This is a genomic window from Chroococcidiopsis thermalis PCC 7203, from assembly GCF_000317125.1.
GTDB lineage: Bacteria > Cyanobacteriota > Cyanobacteriia > Cyanobacteriales > Chroococcidiopsidaceae > Chroococcidiopsis > Chroococcidiopsis thermalis.
Map to the genome: position 1 here is coordinate 3,050,465 of NC_019695.1, position 19,836 is coordinate 3,070,300.

Annotated in this window: 19 protein-coding genes, 1 tRNA gene, 2 pseudogenes and 1 other annotated feature; of the genes and pseudogenes, 8 read left to right on the forward strand and 14 right to left on the reverse strand. The window is 45.1% G+C overall.

Annotation, left to right across the window (positions count from 1 at the left end; all coding sequences use genetic code 11):
* Positions 1 to 133: 133 nt before the first annotated feature.
* The 4 genes and pseudogenes from ppk1 to CHRO_RS13460 all read right to left on the reverse strand — a co-directional run.
* Positions 134 to 2,305, reverse strand: a complete 2,172-nt coding sequence (gene ppk1 / locus CHRO_RS13445) for a polyphosphate kinase 1 (protein ID WP_015154757.1) — start codon at positions 2,303 to 2,305, stop codon at positions 134 to 136.
* Positions 2,306 to 2,343: 38 nt separating this feature from the next.
* On the reverse strand, positions 2,344 to 2,568 hold the full coding sequence (locus tag CHRO_RS13450; protein ID WP_015154758.1) for a hypothetical protein: 225 nt from the start codon (positions 2,566 to 2,568) through the stop codon (positions 2,344 to 2,346).
* A gap of 162 nt (positions 2,569 to 2,730) precedes the next feature.
* Positions 2,731 to 3,650 (reverse strand): annotated as a pseudogene (locus CHRO_RS13455) (SAM-dependent methyltransferase); the annotation flags it as partial.
* Positions 3,647 to 3,844 (reverse strand): annotated as a pseudogene (locus tag CHRO_RS13460) (restriction endonuclease); the annotation flags it as partial. The pseudogenes CHRO_RS13460 and CHRO_RS13455, both read right to left, overlap by 4 nt.
* Before the next feature lie 531 nt (positions 3,845 to 4,375).
* Between CHRO_RS13460 and CHRO_RS30520 the strand changes: the two are divergent.
* The gene (locus CHRO_RS30520) at positions 4,376 to 4,516 is read left to right on the forward strand and encodes an ATP-binding protein (RefSeq protein WP_281168650.1); all 141 of its coding nucleotides are present in this window, start codon (positions 4,376 to 4,378) and stop codon (positions 4,514 to 4,516) included.
* Here the strand turns inward: CHRO_RS30520 and CHRO_RS13465 are convergent.
* Positions 4,510 to 4,770: a hypothetical protein gene (locus tag CHRO_RS13465; RefSeq protein ID WP_015154759.1), complete on the reverse strand. Its 261-nt coding sequence runs from the start codon at positions 4,768 to 4,770 to the stop codon at positions 4,510 to 4,512. The two genes, CHRO_RS30520 and CHRO_RS13465, sit on opposite strands and share 7 nt — an antisense overlap.
* Before the next feature lie 123 nt (positions 4,771 to 4,893).
* On the opposite strand from CHRO_RS13465, the gene CHRO_RS13470 reads away from it, so the two are divergent.
* Together CHRO_RS13470 and hisB are read left to right on the forward strand one after the other, a co-directional pair.
* Positions 4,894 to 6,633, forward strand: coding sequence for a polysaccharide biosynthesis/export family protein (locus tag CHRO_RS13470; protein ID WP_015154760.1), 1,740 nt, complete (start codon positions 4,894 to 4,896; stop codon positions 6,631 to 6,633).
* A 299-nt stretch (positions 6,634 to 6,932) separates the two neighbouring features.
* Complete coding sequence (hisB, locus tag CHRO_RS13475) at positions 6,933 to 7,565, forward strand: imidazoleglycerol-phosphate dehydratase HisB (protein ID WP_015154761.1); 633 nt, start codon at positions 6,933 to 6,935, stop codon at positions 7,563 to 7,565.
* Positions 7,566 to 7,604: 39 nt separating this feature from the next.
* On the opposite strand, the gene CHRO_RS13480 is transcribed toward hisB, so the two are convergent.
* Positions 7,605 to 8,411, reverse strand: a complete 807-nt coding sequence (locus tag CHRO_RS13480) for a mechanosensitive ion channel family protein (RefSeq protein ID WP_015154762.1) — start codon at positions 8,409 to 8,411, stop codon at positions 7,605 to 7,607.
* Positions 8,412 to 9,262: 851 nt separating this feature from the next.
* Between CHRO_RS13480 and CHRO_RS13485 the strand changes: the two genes are divergently transcribed.
* From CHRO_RS13485 to CHRO_RS13500, 4 genes are all read left to right on the forward strand, one after another.
* Positions 9,263 to 10,723, forward strand: a complete 1,461-nt coding sequence (locus tag CHRO_RS13485; protein ID WP_015154763.1) for a folate/biopterin family MFS transporter — start codon at positions 9,263 to 9,265, stop codon at positions 10,721 to 10,723.
* Positions 10,724 to 10,935: 212 nt separating this feature from the next.
* Complete coding sequence (locus CHRO_RS13490) at positions 10,936 to 12,423, forward strand: carotenoid oxygenase family protein (protein ID WP_015154764.1); 1,488 nt, start codon at positions 10,936 to 10,938, stop codon at positions 12,421 to 12,423.
* Positions 12,424 to 12,425: 2 nt separating this feature from the next.
* Positions 12,426 to 12,614: a DUF4089 domain-containing protein gene (locus tag CHRO_RS13495; RefSeq protein ID WP_015154765.1), complete on the forward strand. Its 189-nt coding sequence runs from the start codon at positions 12,426 to 12,428 to the stop codon at positions 12,612 to 12,614.
* A 100-nt stretch (positions 12,615 to 12,714) separates the two neighbouring features.
* Complete coding sequence (locus CHRO_RS13500; RefSeq protein ID WP_015154766.1) at positions 12,715 to 14,442, forward strand: serine/threonine protein kinase; 1,728 nt, start codon at positions 12,715 to 12,717, stop codon at positions 14,440 to 14,442.
* An 88-nt stretch (positions 14,443 to 14,530) separates the two neighbouring features.
* On the opposite strand, the gene rplL is transcribed toward CHRO_RS13500, so the two are convergent.
* From rplL to rplS, 8 genes are all read right to left on the reverse strand, one after another.
* Positions 14,531 to 14,926, reverse strand: coding sequence for a 50S ribosomal protein L7/L12 (gene rplL, locus CHRO_RS13505; protein WP_015154767.1), 396 nt, complete (start codon positions 14,924 to 14,926; stop codon positions 14,531 to 14,533).
* A gap of 51 nt (positions 14,927 to 14,977) precedes the next feature.
* Complete coding sequence (gene rplJ / locus CHRO_RS13510; RefSeq protein ID WP_015154768.1) at positions 14,978 to 15,529, reverse strand: 50S ribosomal protein L10; 552 nt, start codon at positions 15,527 to 15,529, stop codon at positions 14,978 to 14,980.
* Positions 15,530 to 15,595: 66 nt separating this feature from the next.
* Positions 15,596 to 15,759: a sequence feature (ribosomal protein L10 leader region), on the reverse strand.
* A 124-nt stretch (positions 15,760 to 15,883) separates the two neighbouring features.
* On the reverse strand, positions 15,884 to 16,600 hold the full coding sequence (rplA, locus tag CHRO_RS13515) for a 50S ribosomal protein L1 (RefSeq protein ID WP_015154769.1): 717 nt from the start codon (positions 16,598 to 16,600) through the stop codon (positions 15,884 to 15,886).
* Between the two features lie 169 nt (positions 16,601 to 16,769).
* Positions 16,770 to 17,195 (reverse strand): 50S ribosomal protein L11, encoded by a 426-nt coding sequence (gene rplK / locus CHRO_RS13520; protein WP_015154770.1) that lies wholly within the window; start codon positions 17,193 to 17,195, stop codon positions 16,770 to 16,772.
* 9 nt (positions 17,196 to 17,204) lie between these two features.
* On the reverse strand, positions 17,205 to 17,846 hold the full coding sequence (gene nusG, locus CHRO_RS13525; RefSeq protein WP_015154771.1) for a transcription termination/antitermination protein NusG: 642 nt from the start codon (positions 17,844 to 17,846) through the stop codon (positions 17,205 to 17,207).
* Positions 17,846 to 18,064: a preprotein translocase subunit SecE gene (gene secE, locus CHRO_RS13530; protein WP_015154772.1), complete on the reverse strand. Its 219-nt coding sequence runs from the start codon at positions 18,062 to 18,064 to the stop codon at positions 17,846 to 17,848. Before secE ends, nusG begins: the two co-directional genes overlap by 1 nt.
* A gap of 224 nt (positions 18,065 to 18,288) precedes the next feature.
* A tRNA-Trp gene (locus CHRO_RS13535) sits at positions 18,289 to 18,361 on the reverse strand.
* Between the two features lie 112 nt (positions 18,362 to 18,473).
* The gene (gene rplS / locus CHRO_RS13540) at positions 18,474 to 18,836 is read right to left on the reverse strand and encodes a 50S ribosomal protein L19 (RefSeq protein ID WP_039716820.1); all 363 of its coding nucleotides are present in this window, start codon (positions 18,834 to 18,836) and stop codon (positions 18,474 to 18,476) included.
* A gap of 343 nt (positions 18,837 to 19,179) precedes the next feature.
* On the opposite strand from rplS, the gene CHRO_RS13545 reads away from it, so the two are divergent.
* Positions 19,180 to 19,728 carry a phycobiliprotein lyase gene (locus CHRO_RS13545; protein WP_015154774.1) on the forward strand — a complete coding sequence of 183 codons (549 nt, stop codon included), beginning with the start codon at positions 19,180 to 19,182 and terminating at the stop codon, positions 19,726 to 19,728.
* Positions 19,729 to 19,836: the final 108 nt, after the last annotated feature.

The window sequence follows — 19,836 nt, forward strand, 5'->3', positions numbered from 1 at the left end:
AGGGAGGACTGTTGATAGTTAATGGTTGATAGTTGTTGATTGTTAGTAAGAGACAAGGGAGACAAGGGAGACAAGGAAGACAAGGAAGACGATTCAATTCATAATTAAACCACGCATCATGCACCACTCATACCTAGTCACTGGTTGTCCCTGGGTTGAGAGCCATTTCCATAAATATTTTCTGAGAACTCGATTGGGGAGTATTAGGGGCAGGACGGCGCTGAATGTAACGTCCGTCAGGCTGTAAGTCCCAAGCTTGGCGATTATCGGCAAGCATGACTCCGAGAATTTCTTGTAAATCTTTGGCAAGATGGCGATCGTCAATTGGGGTGACAGCCTCAACCCGGCGATCGAGATTGCGTGGCATCCAATCAGCACTGCCGATATAAATCTCTTCTTCCCCATTGTTGTGGAAATAGAAAATACGGGAGTGTTCTAAAAAGCGCCCAACGATACTTATAACACGAATATTCTCGCTTACTTCCTTAAGTCCGGGTAGCAAACAGCACATTCCTCGGATAATTAGATCGATTTGCACGCCAGCGCGAGAGGCTTCGTAGAGGGTAGCAATAATTTGCGGATCGACCAAAGCATTCATTTTCGCTACGATCCGACCAGTACCACCATTTCTACAACACTCAGTTTCGCGCTTAATTAAAGCCACCATGCGATCGCGCAAATTAACTGGTGCAACCAATAGCTTGCGATATGATTGTTGGCGCGAATATCCAGTTAAGTAATTAAATAAGTCTGTCAGATCGGCTCCCAATTCCTCCCGACAGCTAAAGAGTCCCATGTCAGTATAAATTCTGGCTGTTTTGGGATTATAATTACCCGTGCCGATATGGACGTAACGTCGGATGCGATCTGTTTCCCGCCGCACGACCATAACGATTTTCGAGTGGGTTTTCAGTCCGACAACGCCATAGACTACGTGAACTCCAGCTTTTTCTAACCGTCGCGCCCAGTAAATGTTATTCTCTTCGTCAAACCGCGCTTTGAGTTCCATTAACACTGCGACTTGTTTACCGTTTTCAGCGGCGGCGATCAAAGCGTTAAGAATGGGGGAATCGCCAGAGGTGCGATACAGCGTCATTTTAATCGCTAAAACATCCGGGTCGTGAGCCGCACTACTAATAAACCGCAGTACGGTGGAGGAAAAAGAATGATATGGGTGGTGAACTAAAGCATCCTTTTCTCGAATCAGGCTGAAAAAATCAGTTCCTTCTTCAGTATCTGCTAAAGCAGGATTGAGGCGTTGCAAGCGTGGAGGAACGACGGATTTCCAAGGTGGATCTTTCAGTTCTGGTAGCGGTAATGCCATAAATGACATTAAATCTCCTAGTCCCAATATGCCATCAATTTCATAAACTGCCCTTTCTTCTAAATCGAGTTCTCGTAAGAGTCTATTACGTACTAGGTCTGGCATTTGAGAGTGAATTTCGAGCCTAACTGCCGATCCACCAATACGGCGCTTGCGCAGTTCTTGTTCGATCGCCAATAATAAATCGTCGGCTTCGTCTTCTTCCAGTTCTATGTCAGCGTCGCGGGTAATCCGAAACAGGTGATATTCTAAAATATTCATCCCTGGAAACAAGGATTCTAAGTTATGGGCGATCGCTTGTTCTAGAGGTACTCCCGTCCAATGCGCGGGTTTGTCATGGTGTTGTATCCGCAGTTCTTCTGGAAGCGGTAAAAATCGCGGTAAGACTTTTGGCACTTTCACCCGTGCAAATAATTCTTCTTCCGTCACTGGATTTTTCATGACTACAGCTAAATTCAAGCTGAGATTAGAAATGTGGGGAAAGGGGTGACTCGGATCTACAGCAAGAGGGGTGAGGACGGGAAATATTTGTTCGTCGAAGTAATGTTCCAGGTACGTCCGCTGTTCCTGGTTCAAGTCCATGTAGTCTAAAATATAAATTCCTTCTCGCGCTAAAGCTGGTCTGAGGACTTGCTCGAAATGACGGTGTTGTTGCGTTACCAAGGGACGCAGGCGTTGAGAAATTGCTTCTAGCTGTTCTTCTGGGGTGCGTCCGTCTGGACTGAGTTTGCTGACTTTAGCCGCTAGTTGCTGGCGTAAAGCTGCTACACGCACCATAAAGAATTCATCTAAGTTAGAGCTGAAGATTGCTAAGAACTTCAATCGTTCTAGTAAAGGCGATCGCGGGTCGCAAGCTTCATGTAAAACTCTATTATTAAACTCTAACCAGCTCAACTCGCGATTGAAGTAGTATTGCGGATCTGTGAAATTAATTTCAGTAGCAATTTCTTGTGTAGTGGTTGTTTTTTTAGTTCTAGGCATAGAAGTTTTGGCTGCAAAGCTAGAATGGTGACGCTACTTTATAGAGGATAGTCAACTCCGAACGCCTCGTCTTCTATCCCCCGCCACCATTCTCCCAGATTCATCAATCCTTGGTGTATGTCTGCCAACTCTTTAGCATATTCCTCTGGGGTGAGTAGGTGCGATCGCTCTTGCAGCTTCTTCAGGCGCAATTGCAATAGCAGCCAGGGTTTAGATATACCATCTGTACTTTCGATGTAGCGCGCTAGTTCTTCACTATTCATGAGTTTTAATTGTAATTTAACCAAATGGTAATAAATTTTTAACTCTGTTGAGATGTTAGCGCCTAGAGGCGATCGCTCCAGATCGGATAGTATGTGTCAATTAAATTTAAGTAGCTCAAGTCCTACATCCGTTTATTTCTGCTAATGCTTTCAAATTAAGACAATAATTTCTCCTAAACCATTGATAAACATGCTATCTATTTCACGAAATTCCATCACGCTTGAGCAGTCATGTTTGATGCCAGATCGCCACTTTATAATAGCGTTTGGATCGTACAACATGCTTAGTTTTTGAAAAGAGTCTAAATCTTTAATGAGGATATTGTTATCATATCCTATGCGATATGAGGTTTGGCTTTCTAAACTGTTAAACACATCGCAATAATAGTTTCGCGAATTCAAATCAAATTTACATACTAATAAACAGACTTCAACATTTGCATTAAAATATTTTTTGGTATCTATTTTGTATGTCGAGCAGCTAGCAAGATTTAATCCTTTAGCATGAATGTAATTCAATATTTTTCTTGAAACAGAAGATTTGCAAAGCATTGCTAGATAGCCGCCATCTTTTTGTAGCCAGTGAATTGTCTGAATCAGCATCCATTCAGAAATATCAAAGTTACTCTTACCTGTAATCGCATCTAAACCAGTATATTTTTGAAAATTCGTTTTTTTTGGCAAGTTCCTACCAGCGATCGTTCCTTGTTGTGAGTTTGTTACCCAAGGAAAATTACCTATTATCAGTACCTTTCCATTAAATTTTTCTATCAAAGTTATCCAGTCATATTGAAAAAAGTCTCCAGCTATAATCTCAATTCTCTCATCTTCAATAAGCTGTTGATTTACTTGCAATTTTTGTAAATAGCTTTGATTGACTTCAACTCCAATAATTTTATTTGTTAACTTAAAGCAATGTGCAGTTGCTTCTAGAAAATTTCCAACTCCACAAGTTGGCTCTCTATAATAAGATCGGGGTCGATCTTAAGCTCTAGCAATTTCTGACATACTAGATTGGCTAGTTCCAGAGGTGTCTGAAAATCTCCGTACTCTATTTTTGTTTTCTGACTGTTTGAAATCATAAGTTAGATCTGTAAACAGCAATTACGCCTTCTTCTTTGCCAGCACGCTCAATTACTCTGCTGTACTGAAGTCGCCATTGCAAAGCATTAGAAATAGTTAGAAATCCTTGTGCGGGTAGATTGATTAATATTTCATCTGCAATATTGGCTACTTCAATTTCATCAACAGGTAGATTTCGATCCGACATAATAGCGGTAGAGCAAAGAGTTTCTACGGTCAAAATTGATATATTTACAACTGGCGATCGCGTTAAAGATTATAAAAATGCAAAACGAGATGGTTCTTGGAATACTTTAGATACTATAGCAATTCTAGATGAATCGTGAAATCGATTGCCCGTGTAGAGACGTTACATGTAACGTCTCTACACGGGGAACGTTTACAAATCAATTTGGATTGCTATATTAAACAATTAATTGTTCCTGCTGACTTATAGCAAGCACTAGTAGAAAATGAACATGCTAACAAATATTTTGTAGCTTTTAGCAATACAGTTAAAAAGAATATACTATTTTGGATAGCCCGTGGCAAGTGTCCAGAAATAAGATTGAGATTGGCGATCGCAACTCATTGCCAAGACTAACAGCGATCGTATTTGTAAAATCACTTAACTAGCTACTGGAAATTTGAATAGTTGCTACATTCTCAACTTAAAATCTTCTAGCTGACATGGGGAATAATAAGCTAGAACTAGCGAAATTTTATCCATATTGCTGGAACGGGTTTGGGATTAGCAATTGTAAAAAAAGCTGTCGAAACTCACCAGGGACAAATTTGGTTTGAAACACAAGTTGGTATGGGAACTAAATTTATTGTCGCGATTCCCTTGGTCAGTTATCAGTTATCAGTTATCAGTTATCAGTGAAGAAAGGGTGTAGGGTGTGGGGAGAATTTGGAATTCGGAATTCGGAATTCGGAGTTAATTGTAAATTGCGTAACGCTAAACGCCGCACTACACTGCGTGAACGCTTCGCCTTTGGCTAACACGTAGCTTGCGAGTATCGTAGGGGTAGTGTAGCGCAGCGTAAGAGTGTGAATTGATAGTTGCTTCCCTGCTTTCTGTTGTGCGATCGCCGCTACTCTTTCACTCAGCTCGTAAGAGCGGATTTTTTGTGACATTAAATGAAGTTTTACAAAGCTTGCCTAAGTGTGGCATAATCCACTCTCAAGCCCGCTCATGTCGATCTTGCATACTTAATACTGAATATCTAGTAAATTCCATATCTGGCAACAAAACATAAAATGGTGAAGTCTAGAAAACAGCAAGAAATTGCCTATATTTCCGCACAGAAATCTACACGTATGTCTAAAGCAATTACCAAGCCAGTTGCAGGTTTAACACTTTTTGCTCTAGTGGCGATGGCTTGCCCAGCGCCAATAAAAGCGCAAGAAACAACCAGTCCCGCTAGCCCAACACGTACTCTTCCGTCTTTACCAACAACCAAACCCGCAGCTCAACCAAATGTAGCACCAAGTAATAATACAGCTCCAACCACTACCCCAGTAGCGCCAAGCAACAATACGGCTCCAACCACTACTCCAGTAGCGCCAGGAAATAATGCAGCTCCACTTCCCAATGTAGCTCCAGCAAACGCTCCGGCGACAGCTCCAGCAGCCAACCAACCCGCCCAAACACCAGTAGATTATGCTCTTGGAGGCGGCGATCGCATCCGCATCAACGTGTTTGAAGTGCCGGAATATACCGGAGATTATCAGATTCCCCCTGGTGGTCAGTTGTTCTTGCCTCTGGTCGGACCTGTAGACATTTTAGGGTTAACCCAGGCAGAAGCAGCAGATGCGATCGCGGCAAAATACTCTCGCTACTTAAAGCGTCCTCTAGTCACAGTGAGTCTAATTTCCCCACGCCCAATTAACGTTGTGATTGCGGGTGAAGTTGTTCGTCCTGGCTCGTATACTGTGGGCTTGCAAGGTGGTGCAGGCGATAATCCAGGGGTACAATATCCTACGATTGTTGGCGCGTTGACTTTAGCAGAGGGAGTCACCCTAGCAGCCGATCTGAGGCAAGTGCAGCTTAAGCGCAAGCAGGGACTGGGACCGGAGCGAATTATCAATCTGGATCTGATGGAACTAGTGAGAAAAGGTACTTTGCCACAAGACATCACTTTACGGGATGGCGATACAGTCTTCGTACCAACGGCGACTGAAGTGAATATGGCAGATATTCGCGCCTTTTCTAATGCTAGCTTTGCTATGGCTTCCAACCGTCCCCGTACCGTCACAGTTGTAGGTGAAGTTAACCGTCCTGGTTCTTACGTAATTATTGGGGGTGGAACTGCTGCTGCTGCTGCAACTACCCCAGGTAACACCCAAGGAGGGGGCGGCGGAGCTATTGATGGCGGCGGAGGTGCTGGTGGTGGTTTGCCCACAGTCTCACGGGCGATTCAGCTAGCTGGCGGAATTACAAGTTCGGCTGACGTGCGAAACATTCAAATCCGTCGTCCGACCAGAAATGGCGGCGAACAAAAGATGACCGTGAGTTTCTGGAAATTGCTGCAAGGAGATCCCAACCAAGATACGATCGTTCAAGAAGGTGACACTGTCGTCGTTTCGACGGCAACAAACATCAGCCCAGCAGATGCTACTGCCTTAGCAGATGCCAGTTTTTCTCCAGCGACAATTCAAGTTAGCGTTGTGGGAGAAGTCAAAACACCAGGACTAGTCAACTTGCAGCCCAATACGCCGCTTAACCAAGCGCTGTTGACAGCAGGAGGATTTGATAACGCCCGTGCTAGAAGGGGTTCGGCAGATTTAATTCGTCTCAATCCTGATGGTACGGTTACGAGTCGCCGAGTCAAGCTTGATTTTTCTAAAGGAATCAACGACGAAAATAACCCAACTATGCGTGACAACGACATTATTGTCGTCAGACGTAATAGTGCAGCGGGGGTTGGTGACGCAATTGGCGCTGTATTTGGACCTGTCTTGAGTCCGGTGCTAGGAATCGTGAATATCTTGAGATAACGTTTTGAAATAACGTTTAGTTCGATCGCGGGTAGGGTGCGCTTACCATTTCACTAAGACTATGCTATGGAAGATCCCCCCTAGCCCCCCTTGATAAGGGGGGTTGGGGGGATCTCTTTTGTCGTAGTCAAAAAGTAAATTGGTACTGACATCGCACCCTAATTGTTTTGTGTAGTAGCAATATTGACCTATTAACGCTAAATCCGATGAATGGCTAGAACTATTAACAGTAAGATGAAAGAAGTAAAAATGGAATCCGATCGCTTTACTTCCCGCTCCCTACTCCCTAAATTTCAGTCATGCAGATTAGCCATCGCCCCTCAATTAACGAAGTCACATTTGCCGCACGGACTGCTTCTGTCCGGCGGACTACAGGCGAAACCGATGTCCAAGTAACGCTGAATTTAGATGGAACGGGTAAATGCACTGCGGCGACGGGAATTCCATTTTTAGACCACATGCTGCATCAAATAGCCTCCCACGGACTATTCGATCTAGAAGTCAAGGCGACTGGCGATATTGAAATTGACGACCACCACACGAATGAAGATGTGGGAATTACCCTCGGACAAGCTTTTCACCAGGCTTTAGGCGATCGCAAAGGCATCATCCGGTTTGGGCATTTTCTCGCTCCCCTGGACGAGGCATTGATTCAGGTTGCTTTAGATTTTTCCGGTCGTCCCCATCTCAGTTACGGACTGCAAATTCCCACCCAACGAGTCGGAACCTACGATACTCAACTGGTGCGGGAATTCTTTGTAGCACTGGTTAACCACAGTCAAATGACGCTGCATATTCGTCAACTCGACGGAATTAACTCTCACCATATTATTGAAGCAACTTTTAAAGCTTTGGCGCGATCGCTGCGCATGGCTGTAGAAATCGATCCGCGTCGGGCTGGGAATATTCCCAGTTCTAAAGGCGTGTTGTAATTATTGTAGAAACGTTGCGTGCAACGTCTCTACAAATTTCTAATTATTCCGAATGGCGTAAAGTTGTTCTGGCGCAGAAAATCCAGCTTCGCCAAAGCTGTCGCGGATCAGGCGATTGGTATCAAAATAAACCTGCCAGTAGTCGGCATTATTGCAGTAAGGACGCACTGCTAACACGGGACCAGCTAAATTAAATTCTAAGATTTCTACATCTGGGGCAGGATTAGAAAGAACGTTGGGAATTCGACTCAGCCGTTCTTTTAACATGGCGATCGCGGCATTATGATCTGTGTTGTGGTTGAGTTGAGCCACTAGATCGACGCGACGATAAGTATTTGCCGAAAAGTTTTGAATATTGTCGGAAAAGATTTTGTTGTTGCCTACAACCGTGTGTACGTTGTCTAGAGTGTTAATCGTGGTGGCAAACAAACCAATTTCCTGCACGGTTCCCGTCACGCCGCCAGCAGTAATGAAGTCACCTACCTTAAAGGGTCGCAGAATCATGAGAAACGCACCTGCGGCAAAATTCGCTAACAGTCCGCTCCAAGCTGCACCAATCGCCACACCAGCCGCCGCTAGTAAAGCTGCAAAAGAGGTGGTTTCAATGCCAAAAAAGCCCAAAATTGCCACGACTAAAATAATATTCAGCGTGACTTTAACCGTAGCTACTAAGTAGCTCAAAATTGTTTTATCAACTTTTTGGTGCTTGAGGCTGCGAGATAAAAGGCTAGCCGCAACGTTAATCAACCATCGACCAACAATCCAGAAAACAATTGCCCCAATGAGCTTCAACCCTACTTGAGTTAGTGTTTGCGAAGCTGTCTGCACAATTTGCGCTATGTCCATATTTTGTATTAAGAAAAATTTGATGACTATCCAAACAGACTTAGGTTTTCGTCTTGGCTAGATATTCCCATGTCATCTCTCTGCGGGTATACTTATTCAACTTTTTTTAAGAAATAGTAAATTTGTGAGTTAAATTTCTGTTTAAAAATAAATTTATAGATGGCAACAAATGCAGAATTTCTATTTCAAAATAGTAATAATATCGAGCGTATAGCCATGCTTCTGTGCGATCTGTGTCTATATTTGCGACACGAAAAGCAGCTTTTATGGTAGTTCTTGAAACACTGATATTTTATGTGTAATAACAGCTACTCTTGAACAGTTGATTCTAAGTGTAAATCAGGTGTTTTTGCCAATATGTTCGTATCTGTTTCCTAATTCATAGCAATTTTTAATTGGATACAATACACGTCTGGTAGGGGCGCACAGCTGTGCGCCCCTACAAATGTCATCTACACAATCGAGAATTGCTATCAACTGATGTTCTTCTTCGTATAAAATCTCAGGCGAAGTCAAGTTTTGGCAGCATCGCCCCTCCTTTCGGACAACTCAAAATTCGCTGGCGATCGATCGCCGCACTGTAATTATCAAGGGCTGAAACCGATCGTTTCAATCGTTAAATCTTCAACTCTGGAGTAGTATTGGCGACGATGAAGTTGGGTTTGAGTTCAGGAGATCGCCCGATCGCCGTTTAGTTTTGTAGTATGGGTAGCACGGGTAAACTATGGATATCCGCAAAAGCACAGCCCTGCCGTACTCGTACTGCTGCGATCGCCTCACCGACAGCTAACATCTTCAAAGTAGATATGATATAAAAGTCGATAAATCTTAAATTTTATTTATTTTAATCAATGCTGATTTCCGCGTCTGGCTTGTCCAAGGTAAAAGATTCGTTAAAAGAAAAGATTTTCTTCGGTCAAGAACCCAGTACGGAGTTAATCGCAATCCTGACTGTCTACTTCGTCCAGGGAATTCTCGGCTTAGCCCGCCTTGCTGTCAGCTTTTTCTTTAAAGACGAACTGGGATTGAGTCCAGCCGAAGTCTCGTCCTTATTAGGCATTGTGGCGCTGCCCTGGATTATTAAACCAGTATTTGGGTTTGTCTCTGATGGTTTACCCATTTTTGGCTATCGCCGCCGTCCTTACCTGATCTTATCGGGAATTTTAGGGGCGATTTCCTGGGTGAGTATGGCGACAGTCGTACATACGCCAATGGCAGCTGTAGGGGCGATCGCGCTAGGCTCTTTATCGGTTGCCGTCAGCGACGTGATTGTAGACTCTTTAGTGGTAGAACGAGCAAGAGTCGAATCTCAAGCTGATGCGGGTTCGCTGCAATCTCTATGTTGGGGAACTTCAGCCTTTGGTGGTTTAATTACAGCTTATTTCAGCGGTTGGCTGCTAGAACATTTCACCACCCGCACGGTATTTTTGATTACGGCAACTTTTCCCCTCATAGTTTCTTTCATTGCTTGGTTTATTACCGAAGTTCCAGTCAGCAAAACAGATGACTCGCAAGCGTTTGCCAACTGGTCTAGTGTCAACACTCAAATTAAACAACTACGACAAGCGATCGCCCAAAGAACAATTTGGCTTCCTACCGCCTTTATTTTTCTCTGGCAAGCCACTCCCACGGCTGATGCAGCCTTCTTTTTCTTCACCACCAACGAATTAGGGTTTGAACCAGAATTTCTAGGTAGGGTACGTCTGGTGACGAGTATCGCTTCCCTCGTTGGCGTGTGGATTTTTCAGCGCTTCCTCAAAGGTGTATCTTTCCGCGTCATTTTTGGTTGGAGTACTTTACTTTCAGCCGTCCTGGGTATGAGTATGCTGCTATTAGTCACTCATACCAACCGCAGTTTGGGAATTGACGATCGCTGGTTTAGCTTAGGCGATAGTCTTGTCCTGACGGTGATGGGACAAATTGCCTACATGCCTGTTTTGGTGTTGGCAGCAAGGCTTTGCCCCCCAGGAGTAGAAGCAACCTTGTTTGCCTTGTTGATGTCTGTATCAAATCTTGCCTCCCTAGCTTCTTATCAAATGGGAGCGATTTTGATGCGGTGGTTTGGCATTTCTCAGAATAACTTCGATTTGCTCTGGCTTCTGGTAGTCATTACTAACTTATCAACGCTTTTACCCCTGCCATTTTTAAGCTGGCTGCCCGCTAAAGAAGAAATTACTGCTGCTAGCGGTCAACCTGCGATCGCCCCAGATGCAACTAACAATAAAGAGATCGGGCAAACTTTGCTACCTAACTTGTCAGAGTTAGTACCATCTTCTTTGCGACAAGAACCAGTCGAAGAACCTGCCGAGTGACGGATGAAAGATGAATGCTGCATGATGAATTATGAAGTTATAGTCATAATTTGTAATTTATCTTGACTTGATTTTTGTATCTGTACGGGTAAGGCATTTTTTTGCTCGATCCCCGGACGGGCGGGTTTTCCAAAACAAACTTCGCTCCGAACAGAGATTTTGAGTAAACCCGCCCCTACGACTCCCGACTCCCGACTCCCGACTCCCTAACTATGCAACTTCACGAACGCGCCACAACAGTTTCTCCTAAGTCATACCAGCGCCACGATTGGCAGCGAGGATACGAATCGCTCAAACAAGAATACGACTATTCAATTGATGATGTCGAAGGGGAAATTCCTGCCGAACTGTGCGGAACGCTATTCCGCAATGGACCTGGTTTGTTGGATATCAACGGACAACCAGTTCACCACCCCTTTGATGGCGATGGTATGATTAGCGCGATCGCATTTCGTGACGGTCGCGCCCACTTCCGCAATCGCTATATTCGTACAGAAGCGTATGTAGAGGAACAAAAAGCTGGAAAAATTTTGTATCGCGGTGTTTTTGGTACGCAAAAACCTGGCGGCTGGTTGGCAAATGCCTTTGATTTCAAACTCAAGAATATTGCCAATACTAACGTGATCTACTGGGGTGGCAAGCTGTTGGCACTGTGGGAAGCAGCAGAACCCCATCGCCTCGATCCTCACAATCTGGAAACCTTGGGAAAAGATTTTCTGGACGGTGCGATCGCAGAAGGCGATCCTTTTGCAGCACATCCTCGCCTCGATCCGAGTTGCGATATGGACGGCGGTGAACCTTGCTTGGTGAATTTCTCCCTCAAGGTTGGTCTATCTACCACAGTTACCATTTTTGAACTGAATCCCGCCGGAAAAGTTATTCGCCAGCACGCCCATAGTATTCCTGGGTTTGCCTTCATTCACGATTTCGCTATTACTCCTAACTACTGCATTCTTTTCCAAAACCCCGTTGCTTTTAACCCAATACCTTTTACATTAGGGTTAAGAGGGGCAGCAGAGTGTATCAAGTTCCAACCTCACCAAAAAACACGGATTGTCCTAATTCCCCGCCATCCTAAAGAGTCGGTTCAGATTTTAGAAACTCACGCTGGGTTTGTGTTTCACCACGCCAACGCTTTTGAACAAGATGGGGAAATTGTTGTTGATTCAATTTGCTACGAGTCTTTCCCCGAGGTCGAACCAGCTAGCGATTTCAAGCAAGTAGATTTTGATGCGCTCAAGCCTGGGCAATTGTGGCGCTTTCATCTCAACTTACAAGAGAAAACAGTATCGCGAGAACTTATAGAGCCGAGATGTTGCGAATTTCCTAGCATCCACAAGGATAAAGTCGGTAGACCTTATCGCTATCTCTTTATGGGTGCGGCGCATGAATCGACTGGAAATGCACCTTTGCAAGCAATTCTCAAAATCGATTTAGAATCTGGAGAACGGCAACTTTGGAGTGCTGCGCCGCGTGGCTTTATCAGCGAACCGATTTTTGTCCCTCGTCCTGACTCGACGCTAGAAGATGATGGCTGGGTGCTGAGTGTGGTTTATGATTCTACCCACCACCGTTCTGATGTGGTAATTTTGGATGGTCGGGACTTAAATAAAGGCGCGATCGCGACTTTACATCTCAAGCACCATATTCCCTACGGACTGCACGGTAATTTTGCCCCAGATTGCACGATCGCTAGTTAATCATGGACGAGCAGCAGTTGGATTTAGCTGAATATGTCGATCGCATGGCGCTGGTGTTGGATTTACCAATTCCAGCTGCTTATCGGTCGGGAGTGGTAGATAATTTTGCCAAGATAAAAGCGATCGCCCAGATCGTCAATGATTTTGCTATACCAGAAGATATTGAAGCGGCTACAGTATTTGAACCCTAATCGACTGAGGTGTTTCTTTTGGTAGCAGATGATATCTGAATAAATAGCTACTGTAGAGTTATGGCATTCGAGCAGTATAAAAACTGCTAGTAAACTTTCCATGACAACTGCGCTACTCAATAATCGCTATCAAACAATTAAGTTACTGGGAGCAGGAGGATTTGGCGAAACTTTTCTGGCAGCAGATACATATTTGCCGTCTCGCCGTCCTTGCGTAGTCAAGCAACTCAAACCCGTAGCAAACGATTTGCAACTGTATCAAATCATTCAAGACAGATTCCAGCGTGAGGCTGCGACCTTAGAAGCTTTGAGTGCAGGTAGCGATCAAATTCCCAAGTTGTACGCCTACTTTAGCGAAAACGGACAGTTTTACCTGATTCAGGAGTGGATTGAGGGCGAAACTCTCACCAAAAAAGTTACCTCTGAAGGGGTGCTGAGCGAAGCATCTGTCTGGAAAATCTTAGTGAGTCTACTTAAAGTCCTACATTACGTCCACAGTAAGGGAATTATTTATCGCGATATTAAGCCGGACAATATTATTTTGCGTCAACCGGACTGCCAGCCAGTCATGATTGATTTTGGTGCGGTAAAGGAAACAATGGCAACGGCGATCGCGGCTCAAGGTAGATCGATTTATACAATGGTGCTGGGGACTCCTGGCTTCATGGCTCCAGAACAAGCCGTAGGGCGACCGATCTACGCCAGCGATATTTACAGTTTGGGCATGACAGCAATTTATCTTTTGACTGGTAAGTTGCCGCAAGAGTTAGAGGTTGACCCCCATACCGAAAGAGTTATCTGGCAGCAGTACGCGGCAAACGTGAGTCCTAGTTTAGCAGCGGTACTGAATAAAGCAGTTGAGTATCAGCCACGCGATCGCTACTCAACTGCGATTAAAATGCTTAACGATTTGCAATCTGTAGATACTATATCCTCGCGCCAGGAAGTCGATCGAGATGCGATCGCTCCCCCTCACCAGCAGACTTTAGAAACTCGAACTCTCCCCCCTCCTACAATTCGACAGAGTTCGGGCAAAAAGCAGAAATATCTTATTTTTGGTGGGTTGCTCATTGGTGGATTGCTAAGTACTGCTACAGTTTTTAGTTTCATTCCCCAGCCAGCACCGCGATCGTCCGTATTGCCAGTATCGCCACCTGCCCCTGTGTCGGTAGATCTTCCCGTCCCAACGGATAGATCCCCCCAACCCCCCTTACAAAGGGGGGCAACAGAGCGAGAATCTCCCGCTAGTCCCGTAGCTGCTAGATCCCCCCAACCCCCCTTGCAAAAGGGGGCGACAGAGCGAGAATCTCCCGCTAGTCCCGTAGCTGCTAGATCCCCCCAACCCCCCTTACAAAAGGGGGCGACAGAGCGAGAATCTCCACAACCCCCCGCTGTGTTAAGGGGGGCTAGGGGGGATCGAGATCGAGATATACCTGGATTTCCGATTGGTACTACTGAAAATGTAGTCAAAGCAGCATTAGGCAAGCCTACAAAAACGAGTAGAGGTCTTTGGGTTAACACCCGTGCGGCGATTTACGATATCGAGCCAGAACGCATCACGCTCGGTTATTTATTCGATCGCACTTCTGGACGGCTGCGTCAAACTGAAGTCTCTTTTGCTCAATCAGTCGCGCCGGAAACTATGCAAGCAACACTACAGCGAATGTTACGCGAACAGACCGCACCTGAAATTATCAACGGATTGCAAAAAGTTTATCAGCGTCAGACTAACAGATATTCTTTTCGCCAAGGTCAACTAAAAGGAGCGATCGAACGTAACAGCCGCGATCGCATTTACATCGGCATCTGGGATGCAAATTTGCATTAAAACAATATTAAAACAAATGTAGAGACGTTCCATGGAACGTCTCTACAGATGGCGATCGAAAACCCCCTTAAAAAGGGGGTTGGGGGATCTATTTAACAGTCACCTTAGCACCAGCAGCTTCTAGAGTCTTCTTAGCTTCTTCTGCCGCTTCTTTAGCAATGCCTTCCTTCACTGGCTTGGGTGCAGATTCTACCAAGTCTTTAGCTTCTTTCAAGCCTAGACCTGTTAGTTCGCGCACTTGCTTCAGGATGGCAATCTTCTTATCAGCGGGGACTTCTTCCAGAATTACGTCGAATTCAGTCTTCTCTTCGACTTCCTCAGCAGGAGCGCCAGGAGCAGCACCAGGAGCCATCATCATCATGCCTCCAGCAGGAGCAGCAGCACTTACGCCAAAGGCTTCTTCGATTTGCTTAACTAACTCAGATGCTTCTAGCAAAGTTAGAGATTTGAGTTGTTCCAAAATTTGATCGGTTGCAGCAGACATGCAATTAACTCCTATGTAATCTAAATTTGTGCTTGTCTTTCTCGCTACTGATTAAGCAGCATCTGTTTCGGTCGCAGCCGAGACATCTTTATCGGCATACGCCTGAATACCACGCGCCAGCGAAGATGGAACTTCGTTGATACCCACAGCAACTTTGGTTGCCAATGCATTGATAGCTCCGGCAATTTGAGCCATAAGCTGCTCTTTAGATGGCAAGTCTCCCAGTGCCTTAACATCTGCTTCTTTCAGCAGACGACCTTCCATTACGCCACCGCGCAATTCAGTTTTCTTGCTGGCTTTTTGGAAGTCCTGGTAAGCCTTGATTGCACCGCTGATATCTTCTTTTACCAGCAAAAATGCTGAAGAACCTTGGAGCAATTCTTCCATAGCTAGCCAGTTATCCTGACCGCTAATCGCGATGCCCATCAGCGTGTTTTTGGTTACTTTACAGACTGTTCCGGTTGGGCGCAATCGCCGCCGTAAATCTGTAATCTCAGCTACTGATAACCCTTGATAGTTAATTACAAGAGCGAGTTGGGACTCACTCAAAGTAGCTTTGAGATCCGCCACGATCTCTTGTTTGTTTTCTATGGTTCTACCCATTCATTTCACCTCCTAGCTTGGAATGCGATCGACCAATTCACATGAAATCCGTGTCTCCTACCCTACCCACCCAAAACAAAACCTCGACTCAAGAGCCGAGGTGACACGGTGTACGTCATGTTATTTCGACTTCACTATAACTAGTGTCATCAAAAACATTTTTGTACAAACCTCGGCAGGATATTAAGCTAATTAGCCCCTGCTGTCTTCGGCTATCAATTTTTGATTGGTAGTTGGTAATTGGTAATTAGTAGTTGGTTATTTATCAGCAGTCAGTGATTGCCAGCGATTTTGACTTTTGACTATTGACTTTTGACTTCCCATTACCTATTACCCATTACCCATTACCATAAATTATGCTGCTTCTGTCATCTTGAGATCTCGTAAGCCGCTGATTTCAACTTCAATTGCAGGTCCCATAGTCGCGGAAACAAAAATAGTACGCCAGTAACGACCTTTTGCACCAGAGGGACGGTTGCGATCGATAGTTTCTTGTAGCGCCTTCAAATTGACTAACAAATCTTCGGCGGGGAAAGCTGCTTTCCCAAACATAACGTGAACGATTCCCGTGCGATCGGCACGAAATTCTAGTTTACCAGCTTTAAACTCCGAAATTGCACTGGCTATGTCAAACGTTACCGTTCCCCCTTTGGGCGATGGCATCAAACCGCGTGGACCCAACAGCTTACCCAATCTTGCCACCTGGGGCATCACATCGGGTGTGGCGATGAGTTTGTCAAAGTCCATTCTACCGTTTTGAATTTCGCTAATTAATTCCTCAGAGCCAACAATATCTGCTCCTGCGTTGCTCGCTTCTGTGACCTTTTCACCTCTAGCAATCACGGCAACGCGGACTTCTTGACCCGTACCTTTGGGTAGTACAACTGTCGTTCTGAGCTGTTGGTCTGTATATTTCGGATCGATTCCCAACCGTATATGTGCTTCTGCGGCTTCGGGAAACTTAGCTGTAGCGGTTTCTTTTAATAATTGCAACGCTTCAATCGGCGCATAAGCCCGATCTTCTACTTTCTCTTGCAGCGATCGCAATCTTCTCGATACTTTTTTTGCCATTTTTCTCTCCTGGGGTCGTTGCGAAGCTTCCTGCCTCTCCCCCGATATAATTTTGCTGCCGTTTACTTTGAGGTCTTTTGTCACTTACAAATGACAAATGACTTAGGGCGTAGACACCCGAAGGGTGGCTTCTCGAAGAATAGCCCTTGCCGAAGGCTATGACGAATGACTACTCAGTAACGTTTACGCCCATGTTTTTCGCCGTTCCTGCCACAATTTTCATCGCAGCATCGATATCATTAGCGTTCAGGTCTGGTAGCTTCGTTTGAGCGATTTCCCGCAACTGAGCTGTTGAAATCGAACCAACTCGCTTTTTATTTGGCTCGTTGGAACCGCGCTCGATCCCTGCTGCTTTACGAATCAATACGGAAGCAGGAGGAGTTTTGAGGACAAATGTAAAACTTCTGTCTTCAAACACCGAAATTTCTACGGGAATGACCATTCCTGCTTGGTCGGCGGTTCTGGCGTTGTATTCTTTGCAGAACATCATAATATTCACGCCATGCTGACCTAGCGCTGGTCCGACTGGCGGTGCTGGGTTAGCTTTACCAGCATTCAATGCCAGCTTAATGACCGCAACTACTTTCTTTGCCATTTCTCTGTTCTAGCCTTGTTTCTGAACCTGATTGAACTCCAATTCTACGGGCGTGTCCCGTCCGAAAATTGAGAGTAAAGCTTTTAGCTTACTCCGTTCTGGACTGACTTCCACCACTTCGCCTTCAAAGTCTTTAAACGGACCAGTTAACACGATAATTCGATCTCCAGCCGCCAAATTGATTTTGACTACTGGCTCCTGTTCCTGAGCTTGCTTAAAGATTCTTTCTACTTCTGGGGGACTGAGGGGTAGGGGTTTAACGTGACCGCGACCGCGACCGCTACCACGCTTTTGTTCGGCTCCGACAAAGTTAATGACGTGAGAGGTATTTTTCACTACCTGCCACGTTTCATCGTCCATTGCCATTTTGACTAGCACGTAACCAGGAAACACTTTTTCATCCGTTTCTTGCCTACTGCCATCTTTGCGGATTTTGAAGGCTTTACTTTGCGGAATTTCTACTTGAAAAATGCGCTCGGATACGTCGAATGTCTGCGCCCGCCGCTCTAAGTCTGCTTTCACGCGCTTTTCACAGCCAGAGGCGACTTGTACGGCATACCAACGCGGTTTGCGATCTGCTGTGTCCGCGATCGCTGGTTTTGCCTCTTCTTCGCGGCGAGAGTCACCTGGCTCGTCTGTTGCAAAAGTCATTAGAATACCTTTCTTGCTGCCCAAGCAAACAACGCATCAATGAGGTAAATCATTGTGGCAGATAGTGCCACCATTGATAGTACGGCTAAAGATTCGCTGATTAGCTGTTGGCGACTGGGCCAAACTACTTTATCAAGTTCCTCTTTAGTTCCCTTTAAAAAGTCGGTGACGCTAAATCCACTGCTTTGTTGGATCTCGGCTTCGTTTTTCTTGCTCACGGTTGCTTTACACCTCAATTGATAATAGAAGCGATCGCGGTTTAACCCTCACTGCTTGACTGTTTTGTTCAGACTGAGCAGTTCGTTCGAGTCCAGCCGATCTAACTTATATATATTTAAGATCTGGGTCGTCACCAACTAATTTTACCCAAAAGCTTCTACTTTTGCTGGCGATAGCTAGCATTCGATCGCGCTTTTGGGTAAGGGATTTGCCTGATTGAGAGCGCGCCCTGGAGGACTTGAACCCCCGACATCCGGTTTTGGAGACCGACGTTCTACCAACTGAACTAAGAGCGCACAAATTTGGCTGGATTCTAGTCTAACGCAATTTGGCGACCTGAAGCGCGATCTTCGCGATTGCTATTGGGTAATTTTTCTTGCGTGACTTGCAACAGTTACCCAATTGCAATTACAGGGCGCGATCGAACCGTTGCTTGATCCGAGTTGCCTTCCCTACGCGATCGCGTAGGTAGTATAGCTTAGCACGTCGTACCTTACCACGTCGCATAACTTTAACGCTATCAATTCGAGGCGAATGCAGTAGAAAGACTCGCTCTACACCTACACCCTGAAATACGCGGCGCACGGTGATCGTTTTGTTAATGCCGCTGTTACGCATGGCAATAACTACGCCTTCATAAGGCTGAGTACGTTCTTTGCCACCTTCTTGAATAATTACCCCGACTTTTACCGTGTCACCGATATAGATCTCAGGTAAATTCGACTTCAACTGCTCCGCTTCAATCGAGCGGATAATTTCTTGCGCGTTCATCATTTTTAAAAAACTCACAATCGTTAATCATAGCTCAATGTTTATCGATCGGTCTAGGGGGTGTCAGTGACTAGTGACTAGTGGCTGGTGGCTAGATGCTTCCGACTGCCGAATTCCCTAATTGTGTCAACAATTACAACCACTCAACCGCCTTCTTGGTAAGCTCTGGTGCGAAGTCACTCTGAAGAGTTAATTCATCTACAAGATGTCAAATTTGAGAATTTTGACTTAATATATAGTCAATCGTTAAAAATATTAACAAGATCTTGCTTTCTGGAACATCCCCAAGTAGGGGGACTAAGATGCGCAAGATGAATACATAGTATGTAAGGACTTGCTAACCGTGACATCACAATTAAGATTGGCTCAAGTTGATGAAGCATCGGCATCCCAGAAAGTTGCTGAGTTCTTTCGCAAGTCGGCGGGTGAATGGCGATCGCAACGACGATACTATACGTTACCTGATGGCGAAACTAAGGAAATGGTCAGCTACATTACCATCAGGTTTTTAGAACCAGGGTGCGATGAGTTAAGAAAATTAGCAGAATTACATCAATTGAGCGATCCAGGTATCTTAACTTGTGGTGCAGAAGTAAGTTGGGAAAGCCGGGATTCGGTGTCACAGAAGAAGCAGTCAAAAGGTGCAACAATGTTTGGAGTTGCAGGTTCTACTTTATATCGCGATCGCGGTTTTGCCACGACTAAACCTGTAACAGCTGAATATTACTTTCTAGAATCGGAAACCATGTGTCTGCGAACTGAGTATAATGGCTCAGTCTTTGAGGAACAATTAAAACTAATTGGCGATAAGTATCGTACGCGCCAGACAATTATTTCCCGTGCAGGGGAACAACAGATGATCGGTCAATATTTGGAAAAGCGGGTGGAATAACGTTTCTACCATAGAATTGTCGTAGGGGCGCACAGCTGTGCGCCCCTACATGTGTGTTATGTGTCACCGCGATCGCATTGACAATAAAATCAAATTGATATTCTCGAT